Here is a 21,047-nt window from a genome sequence, read left to right as displayed (position 1 = left end):
GGATATTTCCGAGCCAGAGAAGCCGGTTAAAAGAACCGGTCGGCAAAGGCCGCAAGAGCCATCGCGCCGAGAGCGCCCAGAAGTGCGGCAAGGGCGATCCAGCGTTTGAAGCCTTTTCGCGGCGGTTCGGCTTCTTGTTGTTGCCGGATAAGCGCTGCTTCGACCAAGGCGGGCAAGCGCGGGCCGAAACGGGCCAGAACGCGGGCGGTATTGGTAAGGTCGCGCACGACGGCTTTGGGACCGATGGATTTGGAAATATAATCGGTCACAATCGGGCTCGAGACTTGCCAGATGTTGATATGCGGGTTGAGAGAGCGCGCCACGCCTTCGACCACCACCATTGTACGTTGCAGCAAGATCAGTTCGGTGCGGGTTTCCATGCCGAAGCGTTCTGTTACCTCGAACAGATAGGTGAGCAGTCGGGCCATTGAGATACGTGTGGCATCCATGCCGAAGATCGGCTCTCCGACAGCGCGCAGGGCACGGGCAAATTCATCGACATCTTTGTCGGCTGGCACATAGCCTGCTTCGAAATGCACCTCGGCCACGCGTTTGTAGTCTTTGCGGATGAACCCGAACAGGATTTCCGCGTAGACGCGGCGGGTGTATTCGTCGATGTGGCCCATGATGCCGAAGTCATAGGCGATAATGTTGCCGTTCGGTGCTACCTTGAGGTTGCCCTGATGCATATCCGCATGAAAATAACCGTCGCGCAGCGCGTGGTTCAGGAACAGTTGCAACACACGGTCCCCGATGGCGACGCGGTCGTGACCTGCGCCATCAATCGCAGCGTTGTCGCCCATCGGTACACCGTCAGCCCATTCCAGGGTCATCACACGGCGCGCAGAAAATTCCCATTTGATCGCGGGCAGTTGGAAGCCTTCGTCATTCTTGGTGTTGGCGGCAAACTCGGACGCGGCAGAGGATTCAAGCCGCAGGTCCAGTTCTCCGCGCACGACGCCATCGAAATGCTCAATCACCTCGGTCGGGCGCAGGCGACGTGACCCGGGGGAAAACAGTTCAACCATGCGCGCGGCAAGATAGAAGGCGTCGACATCCTTGCGGAATGCTTTCTCGATGCCGGGGCGCAGGACCTTGACGGCCACATCTTCGCCGGTTTCGGCGATGGTGGCACGGTGTACCTGCGCGATCGAGGCCGCAGCCACGGGTTCGCTGAAAGTGGAAAAGATCGCATCGACCGGCAGGCCGAGTTCTTTTTCGACTTCGGCTTTGGCCTGCTCGATTGAAAATGGTGGCAGTTTGTCTTGGAGCACGCGCAATTGAACGGCCAGTTCATCGCCCACCACATCGGGGCGGGTCGACAGAACCTGACCGAATTTGATGTAGGCCGGGCCAAGGGCGGTTAATGCGCGGGTCGCGGGCGGCATTGACGGATCACCCGCATAGCCCAGAAATTTGAACGGTTTACCAAGCGCCTTGGCCACGAAGCGCAGCGCCGGGGTCGCGTCGAATGCATCCAGCACGACATTCATGGCACCTGTACGTTCAAGAGTGGCACCGGTGCGGACAAGCCGCCAGATATTATGTGGTCCGCGCATTTTAGATTTTCCAGCCTGAATGAAGTGCCGCGACGCCCATCGTCAGGTTGCGGTATTTAGCCTGCTCGAAACCGGCGGCCTTGACCATGCCAAGGAACGTTTCCTGATCGGGGAAATTTCGAATAGATTCAACAAGGTACTGATAGCTGTCACGGTCGTTCGCGATCAGTTTTCCCATCCGGGGAATCACGTTGAAGCTGTAGAGATCATAGGCTTTTTGCATCATCGGGTTCGGCAGCTGGCTGAATTCCAGCACCATCAGACGGCCACCGGGGCGCAGCACACGGTAGGCTTCGTTCAGGGCCTCTTGGGGGCGGGTGACGTTGCGGATGCCAAAGCTGATTGTGTAGACGTCGAATGTGTTATCCTCGAACGGCAGCGCCATTGCGTCGCCCACGACCCAATCAAGGCTGTCGACCATCGCCGCCGCTTCGGCACGTTTGCGCCCCTCGACCAGCATGGGTTCGGTCAGATCCAGCACTGTGGCATGGCCCGATCCGGCGCGTTCAAGAAACTTGAACGACACATCACCGGTGCCGCCGGCCACATCCAGCAGCTTTTGACCAGCGCGCGGGGCCAGCCAATCCATCATCGCTTCTTTCCAGATGCGGTGGATGCCGACGCTCATGACATCGTTCATGATGTCGTATTTACTGGCGACAGAGTTAAAGACACCCTGCACGCGCCCGGCTTTGTCGCCTTCGGCCACGGTTTCAAATCCGAAGTGGGTGGTTTTGTCGCTATCGTTTGTCATGGGGTCTTGTGGTCCTTTGATCTGCACCTTTGTTATAGGGCGTAGGGGGGCGGGTACAATGCGCCCCTTTTGTCACAGGGGAAACAACATGCCTGAACTGCCAGAAGTCGAAACAGTGCGCCGCGGCCTATCCCCCGTGATGGAGGGACAGGTCATTGCGCGCGCCGATGTGAACCGGCCCGATCTGCGCTGGCCCTTTCCACCAGACATGGCTGCACGGCTGACAGGTCAAAAGGTGGAACGGCTGCGCAGGCGGTCGAAATACATTCTGGCTGATCTGTCATCGGGGGAATCATTGCTGATTCATCTGGGCATGTCGGGGCGGATGCTGATTTCGGGTGATCCGTTGGGGCAATTCGTGCATGACCATCCGTCACCTGAAAAGCACGATCATGTGGTGTTCCACATGGCGAACGGGGCGCGGGTCACCTTTAACGATCCGCGCCGTTTTGGCGCGATGGACCTGCTGGATACGCAAACCGCAGGCGCCCATAAATTGCTGTCCTCGATCGGGCCAGAACCCTTGGGCAATGATTTTCACGAGGCGCATCTGGTGGCGGCCCTAAAGGGGCGCAACATGCCGATCAAATCCGCGCTTTTGGATCAACGCATCGTGGCGGGCCTTGGAAATATCTATGTATGTGAAACGCTTTACCGGGCGCGCATTCATCCCGCACGCAAGGCCGGGCGCATTTCGGCGGCGCGCGTCGCAGGGCTGGTGCCGATCATCCGGCAAGTGTTGGACGAGGCAATCACCGCAGGCGGATCAACCTTGCGCGACTTCAAACAAGCGGATGGCGAATTGGGTTATTTCCAGCACAGCTTTGACGTCTATGGCCGCGAGGGGGAACCTTGCCGCACAGAAGGATGCAGCGAAGATATCGGTCGAATCGTTCAGTCGGGAAGATCATCGTTCTACTGTGCGCAATGCCAAAGATAACTTGAAACGCCACGCGCCCGTGATATTCACATGTTTCAAAGTGTAACAAGCGAGAGCATTCTTGATGGCGTATGAAACAATCACGGTCGATGTAGATAATCACGTAGCACTGGTTACGTTGAACCGACCGGATGCATTGAATGCCCTGAATGACGAGCTGATGAAAGAGCTCGCCGATGCGATGAAAGCAGCGCAGGACAATGAAAAAGTCCGCTGTATCGTCATCACAGGATCTGAAAAAGCGTTCGCAGCAGGTGCCGATATTGCCATGATGCGCGACAAAAGCTTTGTTGATGTGTTCGCGGGCGATCTTTTCACCCCGGAAACAGACCAGATCATGCGTGTTCGCAAACCGATTATCGCCGCAGTGTCGGGCTATGCGCTTGGCGGTGGCTGCGAATTGGCGATGATGTGTGACTTTATCATCTGTTCCGAAACCGCGAAATTCGGCCAGCCCGAGATTAACCTGGGCGTTGTTGCCGGTATCGGCGGCACCCAGCGTCTGACCCGTGCGATTGGTAAATCCAAAGCGATGGATATGAACCTGACCGGCCGTTTCATGGACGCCGCCGAAGCAGAGCGCGCAGGTCTGGTATCGCGCGTTGTGCCCGTCAAAAAGCTGATGGAAGAAGCCCTGGCCGCCGCTGGCAAGATCGCCGAGAAATCCATGATCACCACGATGGTTGTCAAAGAAGCGGTGAACCGCGCCTTTGAAGTACCGCTTCGCGAAGGTCTGTTGTTTGAACGCCGCGTCTTCCATTCGCTGTTTGCGACCGAAGATCAGAAGGAAGGCATGTCTGCTTTCCTCGAAAAGCGCGAAGCACAGTTCCGCGACAAGTAAAAACGCCTTTGCGGGTTTGCAAAGCGCATCGGGTTGGACTATAGGCAACCCCAATACATGCGCGTGCAGCCCGCTCAGGCTAGAATCACCTTATCGGATATTGGCTCCGGTCTTTGGGTTTGTGTCGCGTATTCGCAATTTGAACAGACCCAAGATGAAGGATGATCCTCATGGCAAATACACCACAGGCAAAAAAACGCGCCCGTCAAAACGAAGCACGTTTCCAGATCAACAAAGCACGTCGTTCGCGCATCCGCACGTTCCTGCGCAAAGTTGAAGAAGCCATCGAATCTGGCGACAAGGAAGCTTCGGTTGCGGCGCTTCGCGCTGCACAGCCAGAACTGATGCGTGGCGTTACAAAAGGTGTGTTCCATAAAAACACCGCTTCCCGGAAGATGTCGCGCCTTGCATCGCGCGTAAAAGCACTGGGCTGAATCGGGAACGTTTCACCTAAGCTGTTGAAAGAATAAGGCATCGCTTGGCGGTGCCTTTTTTTATTTTCCGGGAAACACTTTTTACGAGATTAGATTCTTTTCCACCAATCCCTGAGTCAAGTTTGAAGATGTGTTGAAACGGCGCCTTTTACATTGCTAGAAGTGTTGAGCGCGATTCACTTCGCTTGGGGGGATGGGCCCGAACGGACCTTTGCATTTGCTAGAATGCTCTGATCCAGACGGGGATATTTTGGACACCTTGCTAGGGGTTTCCAATCATTCTGCAGATGTAGCTAACGGCACATTTGCCCTGTCTTTGATACTTCGAACGGTGCGTTCGACAGCAATGCTAGGCTTATTCTGCCTCAAGCATCCATGTCGGAATGAACCTTATAAAATATGTCCGAGGGACGTTTGACCGGTTTTCTGATGGGACCGGAACAATGGTCTTATGCCTTCTGACAAGAGTAACATTTGTATTCAACCGAAACGGGTTGAAGCAGACGATGGGGACAGTTGGTTAAATGATGCAGGCGCAGTGGGCAAATATCAGAAACCGTTTATTGAAAACGGTCGGGCAGAATAACTTTACCACATGGATCGACCCGCTTTCGCTGGGGGCCACCGAAGACGGCGTCAGCACGCTGTTCGTTCCGACGAATTTCTTCGGCAATTACGTCAGCCAGAATTTTGCTGATCTGATCTTGCACGAGATGCAGAACGAGAATGATGGAATCACGCGCCTGAAATTCACCGTTGGCGGCGCTGAAAGGCCCGCAGCACTCGAAGCCGCCAAAGTCCCTGCCAGACCTGCACCCGTTCAAGCTGCTAACAGCAATCCGTTGAACACTGCCCCTTTGGATGCGCGTTTCAGCTTTGACAATTTCGTGGTCGGTAAGCCGAACGAATTGGCCCATGCCGCTGCCCGCCGTGTGGCCGAAGGTGGCCCCGTCACATTCAACCCGTTGTTCCTGTATGGTGGCGTTGGCCTTGGTAAAACCCACCTGATGCACGCGATCGCCCAAGAGCTGCACATCCGCAAGCCAGAGCTGAACGTGCTGTATCTGTCGGCAGAACAGTTCATGTACCGTTTCGTTCAGGCCCTGCGGGACCGCAAAATGATGGATTTCAAGGAAATCTTCCGGTCTGTTGATGTGCTGATGGTTGATGATGTCCAGTTCATTGCGGGCAAGGACAGCACTCAGGAAGAGTTCTTTCACACCTTCAACGCGCTGGTCGATCAAAACAAACAGATCATCATTTCCGCCGACCGCGCCCCCGGCGAGATCAAGGATCTCGAGGACCGCGTGAAATCACGCCTTCAATGTGGTTTGGTCGTTGACCTGCACCCGACCGACTATGAATTGCGTTTGGGCATCCTGCAAAGCAAGGTTGAAACCCAGCAGAAAAACTATCCGGGTCTGGAAGTCGAAGCTGGCGTTCTCGAATTTCTGGCGCACCGGATCACGACAAACGTGCGCGTACTAGAAGGGGCGTTGACCCGTCTGTTCGCATTTGCGTCGCTTGTGGGTCGTGAAATCAACATGGACCTGACCCAGGATTGTCTGGCCGATGTCCTGCGTGCCTCGGAGCGCAAGATCAGCATCGAAGAGATCCAGCGCAAGGTATCCGAACATTATAACATCCGTCTCAGTGACATGGTTGGCCCAAAGCGCCTGCGCAGCTATGCGCGCCCCCGTCAGGTGGCGATGTATCTGTCCAAAAAACTGACCAGCCGTTCCCTGCCTGAAATCGGTCGCCGTTTTGGCGGACGTGATCACACAACCGTCATGCACGGCGTGAAACGCATCGAAGAGCTCAAGCAAAGTGATGGCCAGATTGCCGAAGATCTGGAATTGCTGCGCCGCGCGTTGGAAGCATAATACCCATATCTATGACAGAACAGGTGCGAAGGCCTTGACGGGCCTTCGTTTCGCGCTGAAAAGTCAATAAAACTCTTGTGAATACACCGGTATCGGGTAGTTTGCCCTCCCGGACTGCCGGAATGGAGATGGATATGAAATTCAGCATCGAACGCGCCGCTCTGCTTAAAGCAGTGTCACAGGCTCAATCAGTCGTCGAGCGCCGGAATACCATTCCGATCCTTGCCAACGTGCTGATCGAAGCGGAAGGCAGCGATGCCTCGTTCCGCGCCACCGATCTGGACATCGAAGTCGTGGACAAGGCCCCCGCTCAGGTAGAGCGCGCAGGTGCTACCACCGTTTCCGCCACAACATTGCACGAAATCGTTCGCAAACTGCCCGATGGCGCGCTGATTACGCTGACATCCGACAGCGCCGCTGGCCGACTGACAGTCGAAGCGGGCCGCTCCAACTTCTCGCTGGCGACATTGCCGCGCGAAGATTTCCCCGTCATGGCGACGTCTGAATATCAATCGAACTTCAAGGCCCCCGCACCCGTGCTGCGCCGCCTGTTCGATAAGTCGAAATTCGCGATCTCGACCGAAGAAACACGGTACTATCTGAACGGTGTTTACATGCATATTTCGGAAAGCGACGGCAGCAAGGTTTTGCGCTGTGTTGCCACCGATGGCCACCGCCTGGCCCGCATTGATGCACCGATGCCCGATGGTGCGGCTGACATGCCAGGCGTGATTGTGCCGCGCAAGACCGTTGGCGAATTGCGCAAGCTGCTGGATGATGACGAGATGGAGATCGCCGTGTCGGTCTCCGAAACCAAGATCCGGTTTGCAACACCCGATATTACCCTGACCTCGAAAGTAATCGACGGCACCTTCCCAGATTACACCCGCGTGATCCCCCAAGGAAACACCCGCAGAATGGAAGTCGACGCCAGCGATTTTGCTCGCGCCGTTGACCGTGTGGCGACCGTCAGCTCTGAACGGTCCCGTGCCGTTAAACTGCAACTGGACGAAGACCGCTTGATTCTTTCCGTGAATGCGCCCGACAGCGGTGCAGCCGAGGAAGAACTGGTTGTGGCCTATGCGGATGAACGTCTGGAAATCGGTTTTAACGCAAAATACCTGCTTGAGATCGCAAGCCAGGTAGACCGCGAAAACGCTGTGTTCCTGTTCAACTCATCCGGTGATCCGACATTGATGCGGGAAGGCAATGACATGTCTGCCGTCTATGTCGTAATGCCAATGCGTGTGTAACGCGCCGGAATTTTTCAAAAATTCCGGCCCGTTTTCTTTGAAAGAAAACGGCGCTGAACGATGACACAGCTTTTTATCTCTAATCTGACGCTGTCGCATTTCAGGTCACACAAGCGGGCTGTGATCGAAACTGATGCGCGCTCCGTTGCGATACACGGCCCCAATGGTGCGGGGAAAACCAACATCCTCGAGGCTGTCTCGCTCCTTTCGCCCGGCCGTGGCCTGCGTCGTGCCAGCGCCATGGACATGACGCGCCGGCCCGAGGCGCTTGGCTGGAAGCTGACCGCAATCGTGCATTCGCTCGGTCAGGTGCACGAAATCGAAACCTGGTCCGAAAACGGTGCCGCACGGCAAGTCCGCATCGACGGCAAGGCGACCCCTCAGACCGGGCTTGGGCGTATCGCGCGCGTGCTCTGGCTCATTCCGTCAATGGACCGTTTGTGGATCGAAGGAGCCGATGGCCGCCGACGTTTCCTTGACCGGATGACGCTCAGCTTTCTGCCCGATCACGCGGAACAGTCCCTCGCCTATGAAAAAGCGATGCGCGAACGCAATCGCTTGCTCAAGGACATGGTCCGCGAGCCGTCTTGGTACATTGCCCTAGAACAGCAACTGGCCGAAGCCGGGGCCGCCATCCACGCCAACCGGCTGGCAGCACTTGAGGCCATTACCGAAGCACAGGATCAGGCCGAGACAGCATTTCCGACAGCCACCCTAAAGCTTGTGTGCGACATGCCCGCATCTGCGCAGGATTTACGCGCAGCACTTGCCGACAACCGGATGCGCGATCTGGCGGCAGGGCGGACATTGATCGGCCCGCACCGCGCCGATCTCGAAGCGGTCTATGCTGCCAAAGATGTGCCCGCACGGGACTGCTCCACAGGCGAGCAAAAGGCGCTGCTTGTGTCGCTGATCCTTGCCAATGCCCGGGCATTGGCCGCTGATTTCGGGGCACCGCCTTTGCTTTTGCTGGATGAAGTCGCCGCCCATCTGGATGCAAGCCGGCGTGCCGCGCTTTATGATGAAATCACGGCCCTTGGCGCACAGGCGTGGATGACCGGAACGGGGGCAGAATTATTTGACACCCTCAACGCGCGGGCTCAAACCCTCGAGGTCACTGAGACAGACGGCGTTTCGGAAGTAAGGATGCTGCCATGACAATCGCTTTGCCTGACCTGCTGCTGTATTGCGGGGCCTTGGTCATCCTTTTCCTGACGCCCGGCCCGGTCTGGCTTGCCATCATGGCCCGCGCCTTGTCCGGCGGGTTCAAATCCGCCTGGCCGCTTGCCTTGGGTGTTTCCGTCGGCGACATGGTCTGGCCATTGGTTGCCGTGCTGGGCATCAGCTGGATCTTGTCTGTTTTTGACGTTTTCATGCTGGGGATGCGATGGATCGCCTGCGGGGTGTTTCTGGTCATGGGCGCGTTGCTGATCCGCCATGCGGCCGACAAGATTGACCGCGACAGCCGCCTGACCAAACCGGGCGCGTGGTCCGGATTTGCAGCCGGATTGCTGGCGATCTTGGGAAATCCAAAGGCGGTTCTGTTCTATATGGGCGTCTTGCCCGGCTTCTTTGACCTGCGCACAGTCACCTGGCCGGACGTCGTGGCAATCATCCTTGTGTCGGTTGCCATCCCGCTGATTGGCAACCTCGTGATCGCGGCCTTTGTGGGCAAGGTGCGCACCCTGATGACCAATCCTGCGACCCTGAAACGGATCAATATCGTGGCCGGAAGCCTGCTTATTCTGGTGGGGCTGTTGATCCCCTTCCTCTGACACAAAATCTTGTGCCAAAGACGTGACAGTAGCGGCGAAAACGCCTATAAAATGGGTAACAAAAGAAGGTTTCCCAAAATGTCCGACAAAGAGCAGATCACTGAGGAATACGGCGCTGATTCTATCAAAGTTCTCAAAGGGTTAGAAGCTGTACGCAAGCGTCCCGGTATGTACATCGGCGACACTGATGATGGGTCTGGTCTGCACCATATGGTCTATGAGGTGGTCGATAACGGTATCGATGAAGCCTTGGCTGGTCACGCCGACGCTGTGAACGTGACAATTCACGAAGACAGCTCCGTTTCGGTCAGCGACAACGGGCGTGGCATTCCCGTGGGGATTCACCAGGAAGAAGGCGTTTCCGCAGCCGAGGTTATCATGACCCAGTTGCACGCTGGCGGTAAATTCGACAGCAATTCTTACAAGGTTTCCGGTGGTCTGCACGGCGTTGGCGTTTCGGTTGTGAACGCCCTGTCCGATTGGCTGGAACTGCGTATCTGGCGCGAAGGCAAGGAACACGTTGCCCGCTTCGAAGGCGGCTTTACCAAAGAACACCTGTCGGTTGTCGGCCCGACAGATCGCACCGGTACCGAAGTCCGTTTCATGGCCTCGACCAATACATTCTCGAACCTCGAATACAGCTTTGAGACGCTGGAAAAGCGCTTGCGCGAACTGGCGTTTCTGAACTCGGGTGTGCGGATCATCCTGACGGACGAACGCCCCGCCGAGCCCCTGCGCAGCGAACTGTTTTATGAAGGTGGTGTTAAGGAGTTCGTTAAATACCTCGACCGCTCCAAATCGCCCGTCATGCCGGAACCGATCTTCATCACCGGAGAGAAAGACGACATCGGCGTTGAAGTCGCCATGTGGTGGAACGACAGCTATCACGAGAATGTCCTGCCCTTTACCAACAACATCCCGCAGCGCGACGGCGGAACGCATATGGCCGGTTTCCGCGGTGCGTTGACCCGCACGATCAACAACTACGCGCAAGCCTCGGGCATCGCCAAAAAGGAAAAAATCACCTTTACCGGCGATGATGCCCGCGAGGGGCTGACATGTGTTTTGTCTGTCAAAGTGCCCGATCCAAAATTCAGTTCGCAAACCAAAGACAAGCTGGTCAGCTCCGAAGTTCGCCCCGCCGTTGAAGGTCTGGTGAACGAGAAACTGTCAGAGTGGTTCGAAGAGAACCCCCAGGTCGCGAAAATGGTGGTCAGCAAGATCATCGAGGCCGCCCATGCCCGCGAAGCTGCGCGCAAAGCCCGCGATCTGACCCGCCGTAAAACCGCGATGGACGTGAACTTTTTGGCAGGCAAGCTCAAGGATTGCTCCGAGAAAGACCCGTCAAAGACCGAATTGTTCCTGGTGGAGGGTGATTCCGCTGGTGGATCTGCGCAAACCGGACGTGACCGTCAAACCCAGGCGATTCTGCCGCTGAAGGGTAAGATTCTGAACGTCGAACGTGCACGGTTTGACCGGATGCTTGGCTCTCAGGAAATCGGCAACCTTGTTATGGCCCTGGGCACAGGCATTGGCCGCGACGAATTCAACATTGCCAAGCTGCGCTATCATAAGATCGTCATCATGACCGATGCTGACGTCGACGGGGCGCATATCCGGACATTGTTGCTGACGTTCTTCTATCGCCAGATGCCGCAACTTATTGAAAACGGTCATCTTTATATTGCCCAACCGCCCCTTTACAAAGTGTCGCGCGGCAAGTCCGAAGTGTACCTGAAAGACCAGGCCGCGATGGAGGATTACCTGATCCAGCAAGGCATTGACGGCGCGATGCTGCGGCAGGGCAATGGCGAGGAAATCACAGGTCAGGATCTGGCACGCGTTGTCGATCTGGCCCGCCAAATGCGTCGGGTGCTCGAGGCATTTCCAACGCATTATCCCCGCCACATTCTGGAACAAGCCGCGATTGCGGGTGCTTTCGTGCCCGGCGCGGTCGATGCTGACCTGCAAGGTGTGGCCGACAAGGTTGCTGAACGCTTGAACCTGATCGCGCTGGAATGGGAACGCGGCTGGCAAGGCCGCATTACCCAAGATCACGGCGTCCGCCTGGCCCGTATCCTGCGCGGCGTGGAGGAAGTAAGAACCCTCGACGGCAGATTGCTCCGCTCCGGCGAGGCAAAGCGTTCGGGTGGATTTACCCAGCACCTGCAAGACGTCTATAACCTGCCCGCAAAACTGGTCCGAAAAGACCGGTCGCAGATGATCTACGGGCCGATGGATCTGCTTGATGCGATCCTTGCCGAAGGTGAAAAAGGCCTGTCATTGCAGCGCTACAAAGGTTTGGGAGAGATGAACCCCGACCAGCTGTGGGAAACAACGCTCGACCCGGATGCCCGCACCTTGCTGCGGGTCCGCGTCGAGGACATGGCCGAAGCGGATGACCTGTTTACCAAACTGATGGGTGATGTGGTCGAACCGCGTCGAGAGTTCATCCAACAGAACGCTCTGAACGTTGAAAACCTCGACTTTTAAATAGGTGTAGGAATCCCCAAAGCACTTCGCACGCCCCACAATTCTTCGCGAAACACCCATAGTGTTTCGCGAACGGATTCTTTGCTACTTCTGCAATCTAAACCGCGACATCGAATTTTTCCTTCAAGCGCTCGACAGTGGCGCGCCACTTTGGCGTCTTCGGCTTACAGACCGTGTTCTGGTTCCCAAACATTCCGACTTCTTGAATCGCCTGGTTTTCTGGAACCGTGTAAAGCCAATCTACGGGCACAAAATATTCGCTTTTTTCCTGATCATCCTTCAATTCTCGATGATAGCCGCCCGCCAGCTTGTCGAGTGCTGGGCCTCCCTCGATCCGAAACTCGTTTGCGGCGATGCGAGGTCCAGACACACGCCCTACACCAACGAACCCTTTTCCAGGGATCTTGACCCAAATGCGGTCGCCCTCATCCAACATCCGCAGAGAGTTACTATACCAAGAGCCGCCACCGCCGGATACGAAGCCGTATTCAATGGCCTCATCCCATACGCTCGTGTCGTTCGCACCAAAGCTGACATAGAATTCGCCGTTCCAGGGCTCCTTCTCTCCACCTTTCGTGACACTCGCTGCATGAACCTGTACTTCACCCGGATCAATGAGCCAAGCGCGGCTCAAAAGCTGTTGATCTCCAGTGTTGAAGACCTGAAAGAAGAGAACGTTGATCGCCAGGCCCCTGTCGTTGAGATAATTGACGATACGCTCACTGCTGGAATCAAGAGTGGCGGCAACGATGACGACTTGATGACTATCGTTGATGCTATCCTCGTCGAGAAGTTGCCCAAAGAACGCAAGGAAGTCCTGTGATAGGCTCTGGCCAGATTTGAACTTGGAATAGATCGCCGCAACGTCATCCGCCTCGAGACCTTCAATCCAAGATGCGTAATCAAGCGCTTGAGCGACGACTTCGCGCGGAGTTTTGTCTCTTTTAAGTTCGACCACCACAAGCGTGCCATCAGGAGCGATTGCGAGAAGATCGATCCAACCCCCATGCCCTGTACCGACTTGCCGACCAATAAGCATCCATTCGGAAGAAAGGATGCGCGGTTGAGCAACGATCATCTCCTCTAACATTTGTTCAGATGGAAGGATGCCTTGTGATATCTCTTTTGGTTCAGTTGAGACGGTCCAGACCGCGTGGCTAATTGGCATTTTCTATTCCCAAAGTGTCGGATATTTCATGGCCCCTGACGATCATGATCAAACGGCGAAACTCTTCATCATTGGCAGCTTGCTTCCAGAAGTTTATGAATCGGCATACCAGTTGGACATTCACGGTCTCGTAGTGACCACCGCTGTCAATTCGATCCAGAGAAGGCAGAAAATTAGCGTCCTCATGCGCCCCCTGAAACTGAAACGGAAGACCGGTGATCGCGCAGCGGTCGCCCTGTATCTCAAGCAATTCGCGAATGCGCTTGTCCAGCTCCGCATCGGACATGCGAAGTTCCTTTTCCTTGACCGTTCGGGGGACGACCTGCCCGTTCGAGTTGAACACGGTTTTGTTGACCGAATACTTGATATCGGCGATGGATTTTTCGCGTGCACCAAGAAGGCGCTCGTTGGTCTTGCCGCCCGATGCCAACTCGCCATTTGCGGCCTGTTTCAGAAGCGTGCTGAACATCCAGCAAAACGAGTGGGCGTCGATCAACCTGACATCTTTCAGACCAGTTTGCCGCTCGATGTCACCTCGAAGTTCGTTCAAAACCGCGTTGAACGTCTGGTAATTCTCCCAGGAACAGTTCCGCAGGGTTTTGAGTTCGATCCCCAGCTCGCTGAAGATCCTGTCGAACCCGGTTGGCTGGATCGGCATAAAACGATCCATGTCTTTCAGGAAAAACAGATAGGCGAGAAGCGGATACTTTCCGTCCGACAGATCAAGAAGGCCCTCAAAAATTGGGCCTTCGGCGCGATCACTCCGATAGAGATCGAAAAAAAGGCGCTCAAACCGTTGTCTATCTTGTGCGTTGCGCTGTGCTTCCAAAAGGGCGCGGTGATCCCGTTGGGCGTGGCCATAACGATTCTGCCAGAAGACCATATTGTTAGTGCGATCACCGTGTGCCGCCTGGATCTCGATTGCGGAGATGACTTTCTTGAGAATTTCACCAGACCCGATTTGATCTTCAAGCCAACCGTCTGCTGCGAGTAGCTCTAATGCATAGGACCGCACACGCGGCTTGTAGCTTTCCCAGGCCGCAATGAGACCCTCATCGAACTGGGTGAACGGCTCGCCGGACTTCTGTGTCACGAGATCCTGGAATTGCGCATAGGACGCCGCGAAATCTGTCGGGCGCGGTGTCGTTGGGGCAGTGTCGCTGGCCGTTACACCATCATACCACTCAAGGAAACGGTTCAGTGCTGTGGGGCTGTCGATGCGTGCCCGCAAGGTGTCTGGGCGGCTCAGCGGGGCCAGCGGGCCATTGATGTGGTGGTTTCCGTTGTTCGGCTCCGCCTGAAGGTCGACGCCGTTCAGCACAGGCGGTTTGGGCGGCTGGAACCAGACCATGGTCTCGGCCACGGTGCGGTGGATGGCCAGGACCTTTCCGGTTGGGGTGCGGAAACCGACGACATACTTGGTCGGCGATTTGGCTGGCTCAACGTAGCGGGCATAGAGAAGGCGCTCGGCGTCTTTGGGGACAAGTGTCATTCAGCGGCTTCCATGATGTCTGATTTCGGCTCCAGCGCCTCGTGTAGGAGGGCTTCGAGGAGGCGGGTGCGGGTGGTAGTGACGGTGGTCAGACTGGCCTCCAGTCGATCGCAGAGGGCCATGAGGGTGTCGACTTTGGCCACGATGCGGTTTTGTTCTGCAAGTGGTGGAAATGGGATGGGCATTCGTCTGAAATCGCCAACGTTAACACCCTGAAGCGCCACGCCTTTCGTTTCACCAAGCATCCAAGACTGGCAAAAGGGAGAATCTATAGCCAGTCGGATGAAACGCCGATTCACGAGGGAAACAATAGGGAAACGTAGCATGTGTTGAGTAATATTACCTCCAACTAACTCCGGCGGAACGAAAGCCGTTTTGCCGATTGTGCCATCCTTTGAAACCAAAAGGTCTCCCGCGGCGAGAGTTGTTTTCTGGAACTTATCTGCTCGTTCGGTCCTGCACCTTGGAAGTGTTTCAATGTCAATAACGCCAGTCTTCATTTCCGTTACACGAACGGTGGGGACTCCATCCTCCACCCACTCGGGCTTCAGAATTCCGTATGTCGCAATCTCATCCGGACGAACCAATGACTGGACAGTTGCCCAGCACCAATTGGTCGGCGGATTGAATGCCGATGCCATAGCGGCTTCATCTGGTTCAAGGTCCGTTGTTTTACGTTTCTTCAGCCAAGGTAATTGTAGGATCTTTTCGAGGAGTTCCGCCCCACTGCCTTCTAATGGTTCCTGTTTCACCAGCTTCCCGCGGACGGCGAGGTTTAGGATGGTTTCGCGTAGAGTTTTGATTTGGTCGGGGCGGGTTGTGAGGTCGGGGAGGCTGTCGAGAGCGAAGCGGGCGTGGGCGGGGAAGTCCTCGGGCGTGGTGTCGGGGGCGGTCAGGCGGGCGAGGCTGGCGGCGGTGAGCTTGTCGCGCACCTCCTCCCGCGTCTTGCGGGCCTCCTCCAGCCGATCACACAGCGCCATGAGCTCATCGACCTTGGCGACGATCCGGTGCTGCTCGGCGATGGGTGGGAGGGGTAGTGGAAGGAGGGAAAAGTCCTTGTCGTTTATCGCTGGATACGCCTGCCCGCGTTGTTCCTGTTCGACGCATTCGACCATGAAAGGGCTACGCAGGGCTATCCAAAGATACCAAGGCAATACAAGCCCGTATCCGTTGAGTATTGCGAAGGCAGTGCTGGCGATTGGCGCGGGATCGAAGTCCTTGGTGATGACGGCAACGTTCAAAAGGTATGGCCGGACACAGGAGTAGATAACATCGCCCTTGCGAGCGACTTTTCGAGCACGGCTCGGCGCTTCTTCGGGAGCGAGAACCTTAGGATCGGCAACGACACCAGCTTCTTTATTGATGGCTGAGACATCGATGTATGTGAACTCAGCAGCCGGTATTTTTTGACCGCGATCGCTCGTAACATCTCGTATCCGCGCCCAAGTCCACGACAGTGGCAGATCAAAGGGTGCGATATCAATTGCCGGCAGCTTTTTGGGCTTCTTGATCTCACCAAGCTCGTGCAGTCGCTTTCGTTCTTGCGCGATACGGGAAAGTAGCTTTGGCGCAGGTTCGTCTGCTGCATCCTGCTCTACCAGCTTCCCACGCACCGCCAAATCCAGCACGAAGCGCCGCAGCCGCGCGATGGCGTCGGGGGCTTCGCTGATTTGCTCGTAAACCTCCAGCAACCGATCCGCGTTCATCGGGCCAACGCCTCGGACAGGATTGCCTTCAGCTCGGCCCGCAGGCCTTCGACAGACGCCTCTGCCTTGGTCAGATCGTTCAGCAGGTCTTCGGGGTCGCCGTGGTCATCCTCGACCACATGGGGGTTCTTGATGTCGAGGTTGAAACCTCGTTCGCGGATCGTGTCGATCGACACTTTCCAGGCCTGTTCGTTTTCCTCGCGCCCTTCGCGGGTTGCACCGCCCCACCATGCGGCGCAGTCATCCAGATGCTCCAGCTTGATGGGCCTGGTCATGGAATAGGCCTTTTGCCCCTCTGGCACGCGGTGTTCCCAATACCAGATGTCTTGCGTGGGCGTGCCCTTTTCAAAGAACAGCAGGTTGGTGCCGATGGAGGCGTAGGGTTTGAAGACCGAGTTCGGCAGCCGCACGATGGTGTGCAGGTTGCATTCGGTCAGCAGGTGTTCCTTGAGCCGGGTTTTGATGCCTTCGCCAAAGAGCGAGCCGTCGGGCAGGACCACGGCGGCGCGACCGTTCTTTTTCAGAAGGCGGATGATGAGCGCGAGGAACAGGTCAGCTGTTTCTCGTGTCTTGAAGGCCGGGAAGTTGTTTTCGATCCCGTCCTCTTCCTTGCCGCCAAATGGCGGGTTGGTGAGCACGATGTCCACGCGCTCGTCCTTGGTCCAACTGATCAATGGACGGGCGAGTGTATTGTCATGCTTGACCCAGGATGGCTCCTCGACATTATGCAACAGCATGTTGGTGGTGCAGAGCATGTGGGGTAGTGGCTTCTTTTCCACAGCGCGAAGGGAGGCCTGCATCAGCGCCTCATCCTCAGGACGCTTGATATAGGTGTCGCGCATGTGACGCATGGCACAGGTCAGAAATCCACCAGTGCCGCAAGCGGGGTCCATAATGATCTCGCCAGGCTTTGGGTCCATTTGCTTCACCATGAAAGCCGTGACCGCACGAGGTGTGTAGTATTCGCCAGCGTTGCCGGCGTTTTGCAGATCGTTCAGGAGCTGTTCGTAGAGGTCACCGAAGTGCTGGCGTTCGGTCAGAGAGTTGAAATCCACTTCCGCGATTTTGTTGATCACCTGCCGCATCAGGGTACCGGATTTCATGTAGTTGTAGGCATCTTCGAAAACCGAGCGGACAACTTTGGCACGCGGCGTGGTCGCGGGCAGCTGTTTCAGCTTTGGAAAGAGAGTGTCGTTGACGAAATCCAATAGGTTGTCGCCAGTGATGCCTTCTGGATCGGCGGCCCAAGTGCGCCATTGCAGATGCGTTGGGATTGGCGAGGTGTAATCGTCGCTGTTGAACTCCAAAGCTTCGTCCTGATCGTCGATGATCTTGAGGAAGAACATCCAGACAAGCTGGGACAAACGCTGGGCATCACCATCGACGCCGACATCTTTACGCATTACGTCTTGGATAGATTTGACGAGGTTTCTCATGGACATGACGGTCAGGCGCTTTCTTCATATAGGGCATTCTGAAGGTCATGAACGGCCCGCAGGTAGTCAGGTTTCTTCCCGAATGCACGCATTAACTCAATCGGCGTTCCCATGTGTGAGAACGGATTGATTTGCAAGATCTTGGTGTCTTCGAGGTCGAATACGCCTTCGTCAGCATACTTTTCAAGCAGAGCTTCAAGAACTGCGCGGGCTTTGTCGCCATAGCGATTGAATACGTCCCGCTTCTTAACGCTATCCGCCCGTTCCTTGCGAGTCAGCGGCTTCGCGTCAAACGCGATGTGGCAAACGAGGTCAAATGGATCAAGGTCCTTGTTTAGCTCCGCACCAATCAGGTTCAGATCAAGACCTTCGTCTGCGAGTTCGTCAATGATGGCTTGTTTGCGATCTTCCGCATTCCAACGCCTCAGAAAATCGTCCATGGAGGCAAACCGTTTGGTCAGGTGCTTACGGGTGAAGTCTTTGAGGCTTTCAGTGATGAGGTTTCCGTCAGCGTCAAGGTATTCGACCCGTTCCTTCAGGATCATGGCACCGACACCATCGACGTAAACCTTCCGAATTGGTCCGCTATCACCACCTGTGTCGATCGTTCCTGGGTTTGTTGGGTCAATCAGGACTTCAATGCCATCGATTTCGTCGGCCCAGCCACCTTCTCCAACTGTTCCGAGAGCGCCATCCTCCTCCGGAGGCACCATCGGATCATCGCCAGTGGGCTGATAAATTTGAACCGGATCGCCGTCGAAATCGGGATCTGCAAAATGACTCGTGGCACCGCGAAAATCCATCAGGGTGAAATAGTATTTGCCCGTGTCCTTGTGCACACGAGTGCCTCTGCCGACGATCTGTTTGAATTCAGTCATGGACCCAATCTGGCGATCAAGAACAATCAGGCGGCATGTCTGGGCGTCCACTCCTGTGCTTAGAAGACGGGATGTCGTGACGATCACTGGATAGGGCGCTTCAGGGTCAATGAAATTCGCAAGCTGGTTGATCCCCTCTTTGTCACTGCCAGTGATCCGCATGACATACCGGTTATCTTTCTTAACAAGATCCTCATTTTCATTGATGAGGGCCTGCCGCATGCGCGCGGCATGTTCTTCATCAACGCAGAACACGATGGTCTTCTGCATCCGGTCACCGCTTTCCCTCAGGAACTGTGTAATCCGTTGCGCAACTAATTTGGTGCGGTCATCAATGACAATGACGCGGTCAAAGTCTTTCGTGTTGTAGATGCGGTCGTCAACCTCGACACCGTCGCGATCAAGCTGACCGGACTCTGGTCGGTAACCAGCCACGTCGCGGTCAATGTGGCATTTGATAACTTTGTAGGGTGCCAGGAAGCCGTCGTCGATCCCCTCACGCAACGTGTAGGAATAGACTGGCTCGCCGAAGTAATCGATATTGGAAGCGTATTCAGTTTCTTTCGGTGTGGCGGTCAGGCCAATATGTGTGGCGCTCGAAAAATGCTCAAGGATTTCACGCCAGGCAGAATCATCCGCCGCGCTACCGCGGTGGCACTCATCAATGATGATCAGGTCAAAAAAGTCAGGTGAAAGCTCCTTGAAGATCTTCTGGCTCTCCTGAGGACCGGTCAGTGCCTGATAGAGGCCGAGATATATCTGATACGCTGTATTGATGCGGCGTTTCTTGTCGACGGCCAAGGTAAGGTGCTCGCTGGTGCCGTCAGGTCGTTCAATAGTCTTCGAGTGCGAAGATAACTTGGCCATATCTCCGATAAAGGGCCGGAAATCGTTGACCATGGTCTGATCGATGAGAATGTTGCGATCTGCAAGGAAGAGAACTCGTTTCTTGGCACCGGACTTCCAGAGACGCCAAATGATTTGGAAGGCCGTGAGGGTCTTACCCGTGCCCGTCGCCATGACAAGAAGCAAACGTTGCTGACCCTTGGAGATTGCTTCAAGCGACGCGTTTACTGCGTTCATCTGATAGTATCGTGGCGTCTTTCCATCATCGAAATACGGATAGAATGCAGTATCAGCTTGGGGATCGGAGATCCCCTTCCATGCCTTGTATTTTGCAAACAGTGTCTCCGGCGACGGAAAGTCATCCAGACCGATTTGCGCCTCCAAAGAAGTGGACTGCCCTGTCGCATCATGGAAAACGAAGCCATCACCGTTCGATGAGAAAGCAAAGGGAACCCGAAGCATTTTAGCATAGGTCAAGGCCTGCTGCATGCCGTCGCTGACGCTATGGCGGTTGTCCTTCGCTTCAATCACAGCGATCGGAATGTTGGGCTTTAGATAGAGCACATAATCTGCCCGTTTTTGGCGACCACGGGCAACCATCTTGCCGCGAACGATGATGCGCCCGTCAGTAAGGGTCTTCTCTTCTGAAATCTGCGTTTTCAGATCCCACCCGGATTTGATAAGTGCAGGCATTATGAATTTGCTACATACATCTCGCTCTGAAAAGCGCTGACCATTCATAATTCAAATCCATTTTAATATAGGACCAAACTACTGCATGGGGTCATATAGACAACTGGAGTTATTATGTTTTCTCAACTTTCGAGCGAGCATGTCCCACCAATTCACTTTATGTCAGCGAATGATTGGCGGGAATCACTCCATGAAACCTGAGGGCGAGACGAATCTGGATCAAAAATACCCACGCTGATCCCTTTCAAGCTCACATCGGACCGGCATTTCTCGATCTGTTGGAGGTAGCGTGTCCAAGATGGATCGCAGATAATCCAGTTCTTTGCGACGGGTTTGAGTCGCAGTCCGCAAACGCCCAGAAGCTCGTAAATCTCACGAACCTGAACGCCACGCTTGGCAGGTCTGGTTTCGATTGCGACGTGCGGCAGGCCATTCCGCATAATGGTCAGATCAGCATGAGGTGTCACAACCTTGCCTCCAAACAGTGCAAAATCACCAGGACCCATGTAGTCCGCCAGATTTTCCTCCAGATGCAATCTTAGCGCGGAACGGAACGACGAAGCCTTCTGGGCAGGATTGATGTAGCCACCGGCCTCCACCGCGGCCGCCTTCTCATAAGCCGAAATCGTTTTTTTGAACGATTCATTATTGTGAATACTCTCAAGTATCTCAGCGGTCATCTTATCGACTTGATCGACGTTCTTAGTGAAGATCGTCCGCATTTTCAGTGCGTCCGTCAGTGTGAGTTCCTGTTCCCCGTTCAGGAAAACTTCAGGAAAATGCAGTCTAATGAATTCAGTAGCGACCAAAACTTTTCTCATGCTCATCTCCTGCCTTTTCCGGAGATGTGACACCTTTGTCAGGACCGCTTGCCCACTCGGCAAACCGTAGCGGTC

At 55.3% G+C, this 21,047-nt stretch carries 16 protein-coding genes; 8 read left to right on the top strand and 8 right to left on the bottom strand.

Annotated features, from left to right (window positions below; genetic code table 11):
* Positions 1-26 precede the first annotated feature (26 nt).
* Positions 27-1,559 carry a 2-polyprenylphenol 6-hydroxylase gene (gene ubiB, locus HGT1_RS04905; RefSeq protein WP_176248809.1) on the bottom strand — a complete coding sequence of 511 codons (1,533 nt, stop codon included), beginning with the start codon at positions 1,557-1,559 and terminating at the stop codon, positions 27-29.
* A 1-nt stretch (position 1,560) separates the two neighbouring features.
* Entirely contained in the window at positions 1,561-2,313 is a 753-nt protein-coding gene (gene ubiE / locus HGT1_RS04900; protein ID WP_176248808.1) for a bifunctional demethylmenaquinone methyltransferase/2-methoxy-6-polyprenyl-1,4-benzoquinol methylase UbiE, read from the bottom strand.
* Positions 2,314-2,401: 88 nt separating this feature from the next.
* Between ubiE and mutM the strand changes: the two genes are divergently transcribed.
* The 8 genes from mutM to gyrB all read left to right on the top strand — a co-directional run bounded on the left by mutM (position 2,402) and on the right by gyrB (position 11,932).
* The gene (mutM, locus tag HGT1_RS04895) at positions 2,402-3,253 is read left to right on the top strand and encodes a bifunctional DNA-formamidopyrimidine glycosylase/DNA-(apurinic or apyrimidinic site) lyase (protein ID WP_176248807.1); all 852 of its coding nucleotides are present in this window, start codon (positions 2,402-2,404) and stop codon (positions 3,251-3,253) included.
* A 64-nt stretch (positions 3,254-3,317) separates the two neighbouring features.
* On the top strand, positions 3,318-4,094 hold the full coding sequence (locus tag HGT1_RS04890; protein ID WP_176248806.1) for an enoyl-CoA hydratase: 777 nt from the start codon (positions 3,318-3,320) through the stop codon (positions 4,092-4,094).
* Between the two features lie 170 nt (positions 4,095-4,264).
* The gene (gene rpsT, locus HGT1_RS04885) at positions 4,265-4,528 is read left to right on the top strand and encodes a 30S ribosomal protein S20 (RefSeq protein WP_093916616.1); all 264 of its coding nucleotides are present in this window, start codon (positions 4,265-4,267) and stop codon (positions 4,526-4,528) included.
* Between the two features lie 524 nt (positions 4,529-5,052).
* The gene (gene dnaA, locus HGT1_RS04880) at positions 5,053-6,411 is read left to right on the top strand and encodes a chromosomal replication initiator protein DnaA (protein WP_176248805.1); all 1,359 of its coding nucleotides are present in this window, start codon (positions 5,053-5,055) and stop codon (positions 6,409-6,411) included.
* 134 nt (positions 6,412-6,545) lie between these two features.
* Complete coding sequence (gene dnaN, locus HGT1_RS04875; RefSeq protein ID WP_176248804.1) at positions 6,546-7,664, top strand: DNA polymerase III subunit beta; 1,119 nt, start codon at positions 6,546-6,548, stop codon at positions 7,662-7,664.
* A gap of 60 nt (positions 7,665-7,724) precedes the next feature.
* Positions 7,725-8,822, top strand: coding sequence for a DNA replication/repair protein RecF (recF, locus tag HGT1_RS04870; RefSeq protein ID WP_176248803.1), 1,098 nt, complete (start codon positions 7,725-7,727; stop codon positions 8,820-8,822).
* Positions 8,819-9,439 carry a LysE family translocator gene (locus HGT1_RS04865; protein ID WP_176248802.1) on the top strand — a complete coding sequence of 207 codons (621 nt, stop codon included), beginning with the start codon at positions 8,819-8,821 and terminating at the stop codon, positions 9,437-9,439. The genes recF and HGT1_RS04865 overlap by 4 nt, the downstream gene beginning before the upstream one ends.
* Before the next feature lie 78 nt (positions 9,440-9,517).
* Positions 9,518-11,932, top strand: a complete 2,415-nt coding sequence (gene gyrB / locus HGT1_RS04860; protein WP_176248801.1) for a DNA topoisomerase (ATP-hydrolyzing) subunit B — start codon at positions 9,518-9,520, stop codon at positions 11,930-11,932.
* A gap of 97 nt (positions 11,933-12,029) precedes the next feature.
* On the opposite strand, the gene HGT1_RS04855 is transcribed toward gyrB, so the two are convergent.
* The 6 genes from HGT1_RS04855 to HGT1_RS04830 form a co-directional block, all read right to left on the bottom strand.
* A complete protein-coding gene (locus tag HGT1_RS04855; protein ID WP_176248800.1) occupies positions 12,030-13,100 on the bottom strand; it encodes an endonuclease NucS domain-containing protein in 1,071 nt (356 codons plus the stop codon).
* Positions 13,090-14,592, bottom strand: coding sequence for a hypothetical protein (locus tag HGT1_RS18225; RefSeq protein WP_217902975.1), 1,503 nt, complete (start codon positions 14,590-14,592; stop codon positions 13,090-13,092). The genes HGT1_RS04855 and HGT1_RS18225 overlap by 11 nt, the downstream gene beginning before the upstream one ends.
* Positions 14,589-16,298, bottom strand: coding sequence for a restriction endonuclease subunit S (locus HGT1_RS04845; RefSeq protein WP_176248799.1), 1,710 nt, complete (start codon positions 16,296-16,298; stop codon positions 14,589-14,591). The genes HGT1_RS18225 and HGT1_RS04845 overlap by 4 nt, the downstream gene beginning before the upstream one ends.
* Positions 16,295-17,734 carry a class I SAM-dependent DNA methyltransferase gene (locus HGT1_RS04840; protein ID WP_255200112.1) on the bottom strand — a complete coding sequence of 480 codons (1,440 nt, stop codon included), beginning with the start codon at positions 17,732-17,734 and terminating at the stop codon, positions 16,295-16,297. Before HGT1_RS04840 ends, HGT1_RS04845 begins: the two co-directional genes overlap by 4 nt.
* An 11-nt stretch (positions 17,735-17,745) precedes the next feature.
* Entirely contained in the window at positions 17,746-20,199 is a 2,454-nt protein-coding gene (hsdR, locus tag HGT1_RS04835; protein ID WP_176248797.1) for an EcoAI/FtnUII family type I restriction enzme subunit R, read from the bottom strand.
* A 104-nt stretch (positions 20,200-20,303) separates the two neighbouring features.
* Positions 20,304-20,972, bottom strand: a complete 669-nt coding sequence (locus HGT1_RS04830) for a hypothetical protein (protein ID WP_176248796.1) — start codon at positions 20,970-20,972, stop codon at positions 20,304-20,306.
* Positions 20,973-21,047 lie beyond the last annotated feature (75 nt).

Source organism: Sulfitobacter sp. HGT1 (genome assembly GCF_013282155.1).
Taxonomy (GTDB): Bacteria; Pseudomonadota; Alphaproteobacteria; order Rhodobacterales; family Rhodobacteraceae; genus Sulfitobacter.
Note: the sequence above shows the minus strand (reverse complement) of the source record. Positions and strands in the feature narration are given on the sequence as shown.

Bases quoted from the DNA above. Each gene is read 5' to 3' on its own strand.
- ubiB (WP_176248809.1), bottom strand. From the start codon at position 1,559: ATGCGCGGACCACATAATATCTGGCGGCTTGTCCGCACCGGTGCCACT.
- ubiE (WP_176248808.1), bottom strand. From the start codon at position 2,313: ATGACAAACGATAGCGACAAAACCACCCACTTCGGATTTGAAACCGTG.
- mutM (WP_176248807.1), top strand. From the start codon at position 2,402: ATGCCTGAACTGCCAGAAGTCGAAACAGTGCGCCGCGGCCTATCCCCC.
- HGT1_RS04890 (WP_176248806.1), top strand. From the start codon at position 3,318: ATGGCGTATGAAACAATCACGGTCGATGTAGATAATCACGTAGCACTG.
- rpsT (WP_093916616.1), top strand. From the start codon at position 4,265: ATGGCAAATACACCACAGGCAAAAAAACGCGCCCGTCAAAACGAAGCA.
- dnaA (WP_176248805.1), top strand. From the start codon at position 5,053: ATGATGCAGGCGCAGTGGGCAAATATCAGAAACCGTTTATTGAAAACG.
- dnaN (WP_176248804.1), top strand. From the start codon at position 6,546: ATGAAATTCAGCATCGAACGCGCCGCTCTGCTTAAAGCAGTGTCACAG.
- recF (WP_176248803.1), top strand. From the start codon at position 7,725: ATGACACAGCTTTTTATCTCTAATCTGACGCTGTCGCATTTCAGGTCA.
- HGT1_RS04865 (WP_176248802.1), top strand. From the start codon at position 8,819: ATGACAATCGCTTTGCCTGACCTGCTGCTGTATTGCGGGGCCTTGGTC.
- gyrB (WP_176248801.1), top strand. From the start codon at position 9,518: ATGTCCGACAAAGAGCAGATCACTGAGGAATACGGCGCTGATTCTATC.
- HGT1_RS04855 (WP_176248800.1), bottom strand. From the start codon at position 13,100: ATGCCAATTAGCCACGCGGTCTGGACCGTCTCAACTGAACCAAAAGAG.
- HGT1_RS18225 (WP_217902975.1), bottom strand. From the start codon at position 14,592: ATGACACTTGTCCCCAAAGACGCCGAGCGCCTTCTCTATGCCCGCTAC.
- HGT1_RS04845 (WP_176248799.1), bottom strand. From the start codon at position 16,298: ATGAACGCGGATCGGTTGCTGGAGGTTTACGAGCAAATCAGCGAAGCC.
- HGT1_RS04840 (WP_255200112.1), bottom strand. From the start codon at position 17,734: ATGAGAAACCTCGTCAAATCTATCCAAGACGTAATGCGTAAAGATGTC.
- hsdR (WP_176248797.1), bottom strand. From the start codon at position 20,199: ATGAATGGTCAGCGCTTTTCAGAGCGAGATGTATGTAGCAAATTCATA.
- HGT1_RS04830 (WP_176248796.1), bottom strand. From the start codon at position 20,972: ATGAGAAAAGTTTTGGTCGCTACTGAATTCATTAGACTGCATTTTCCT.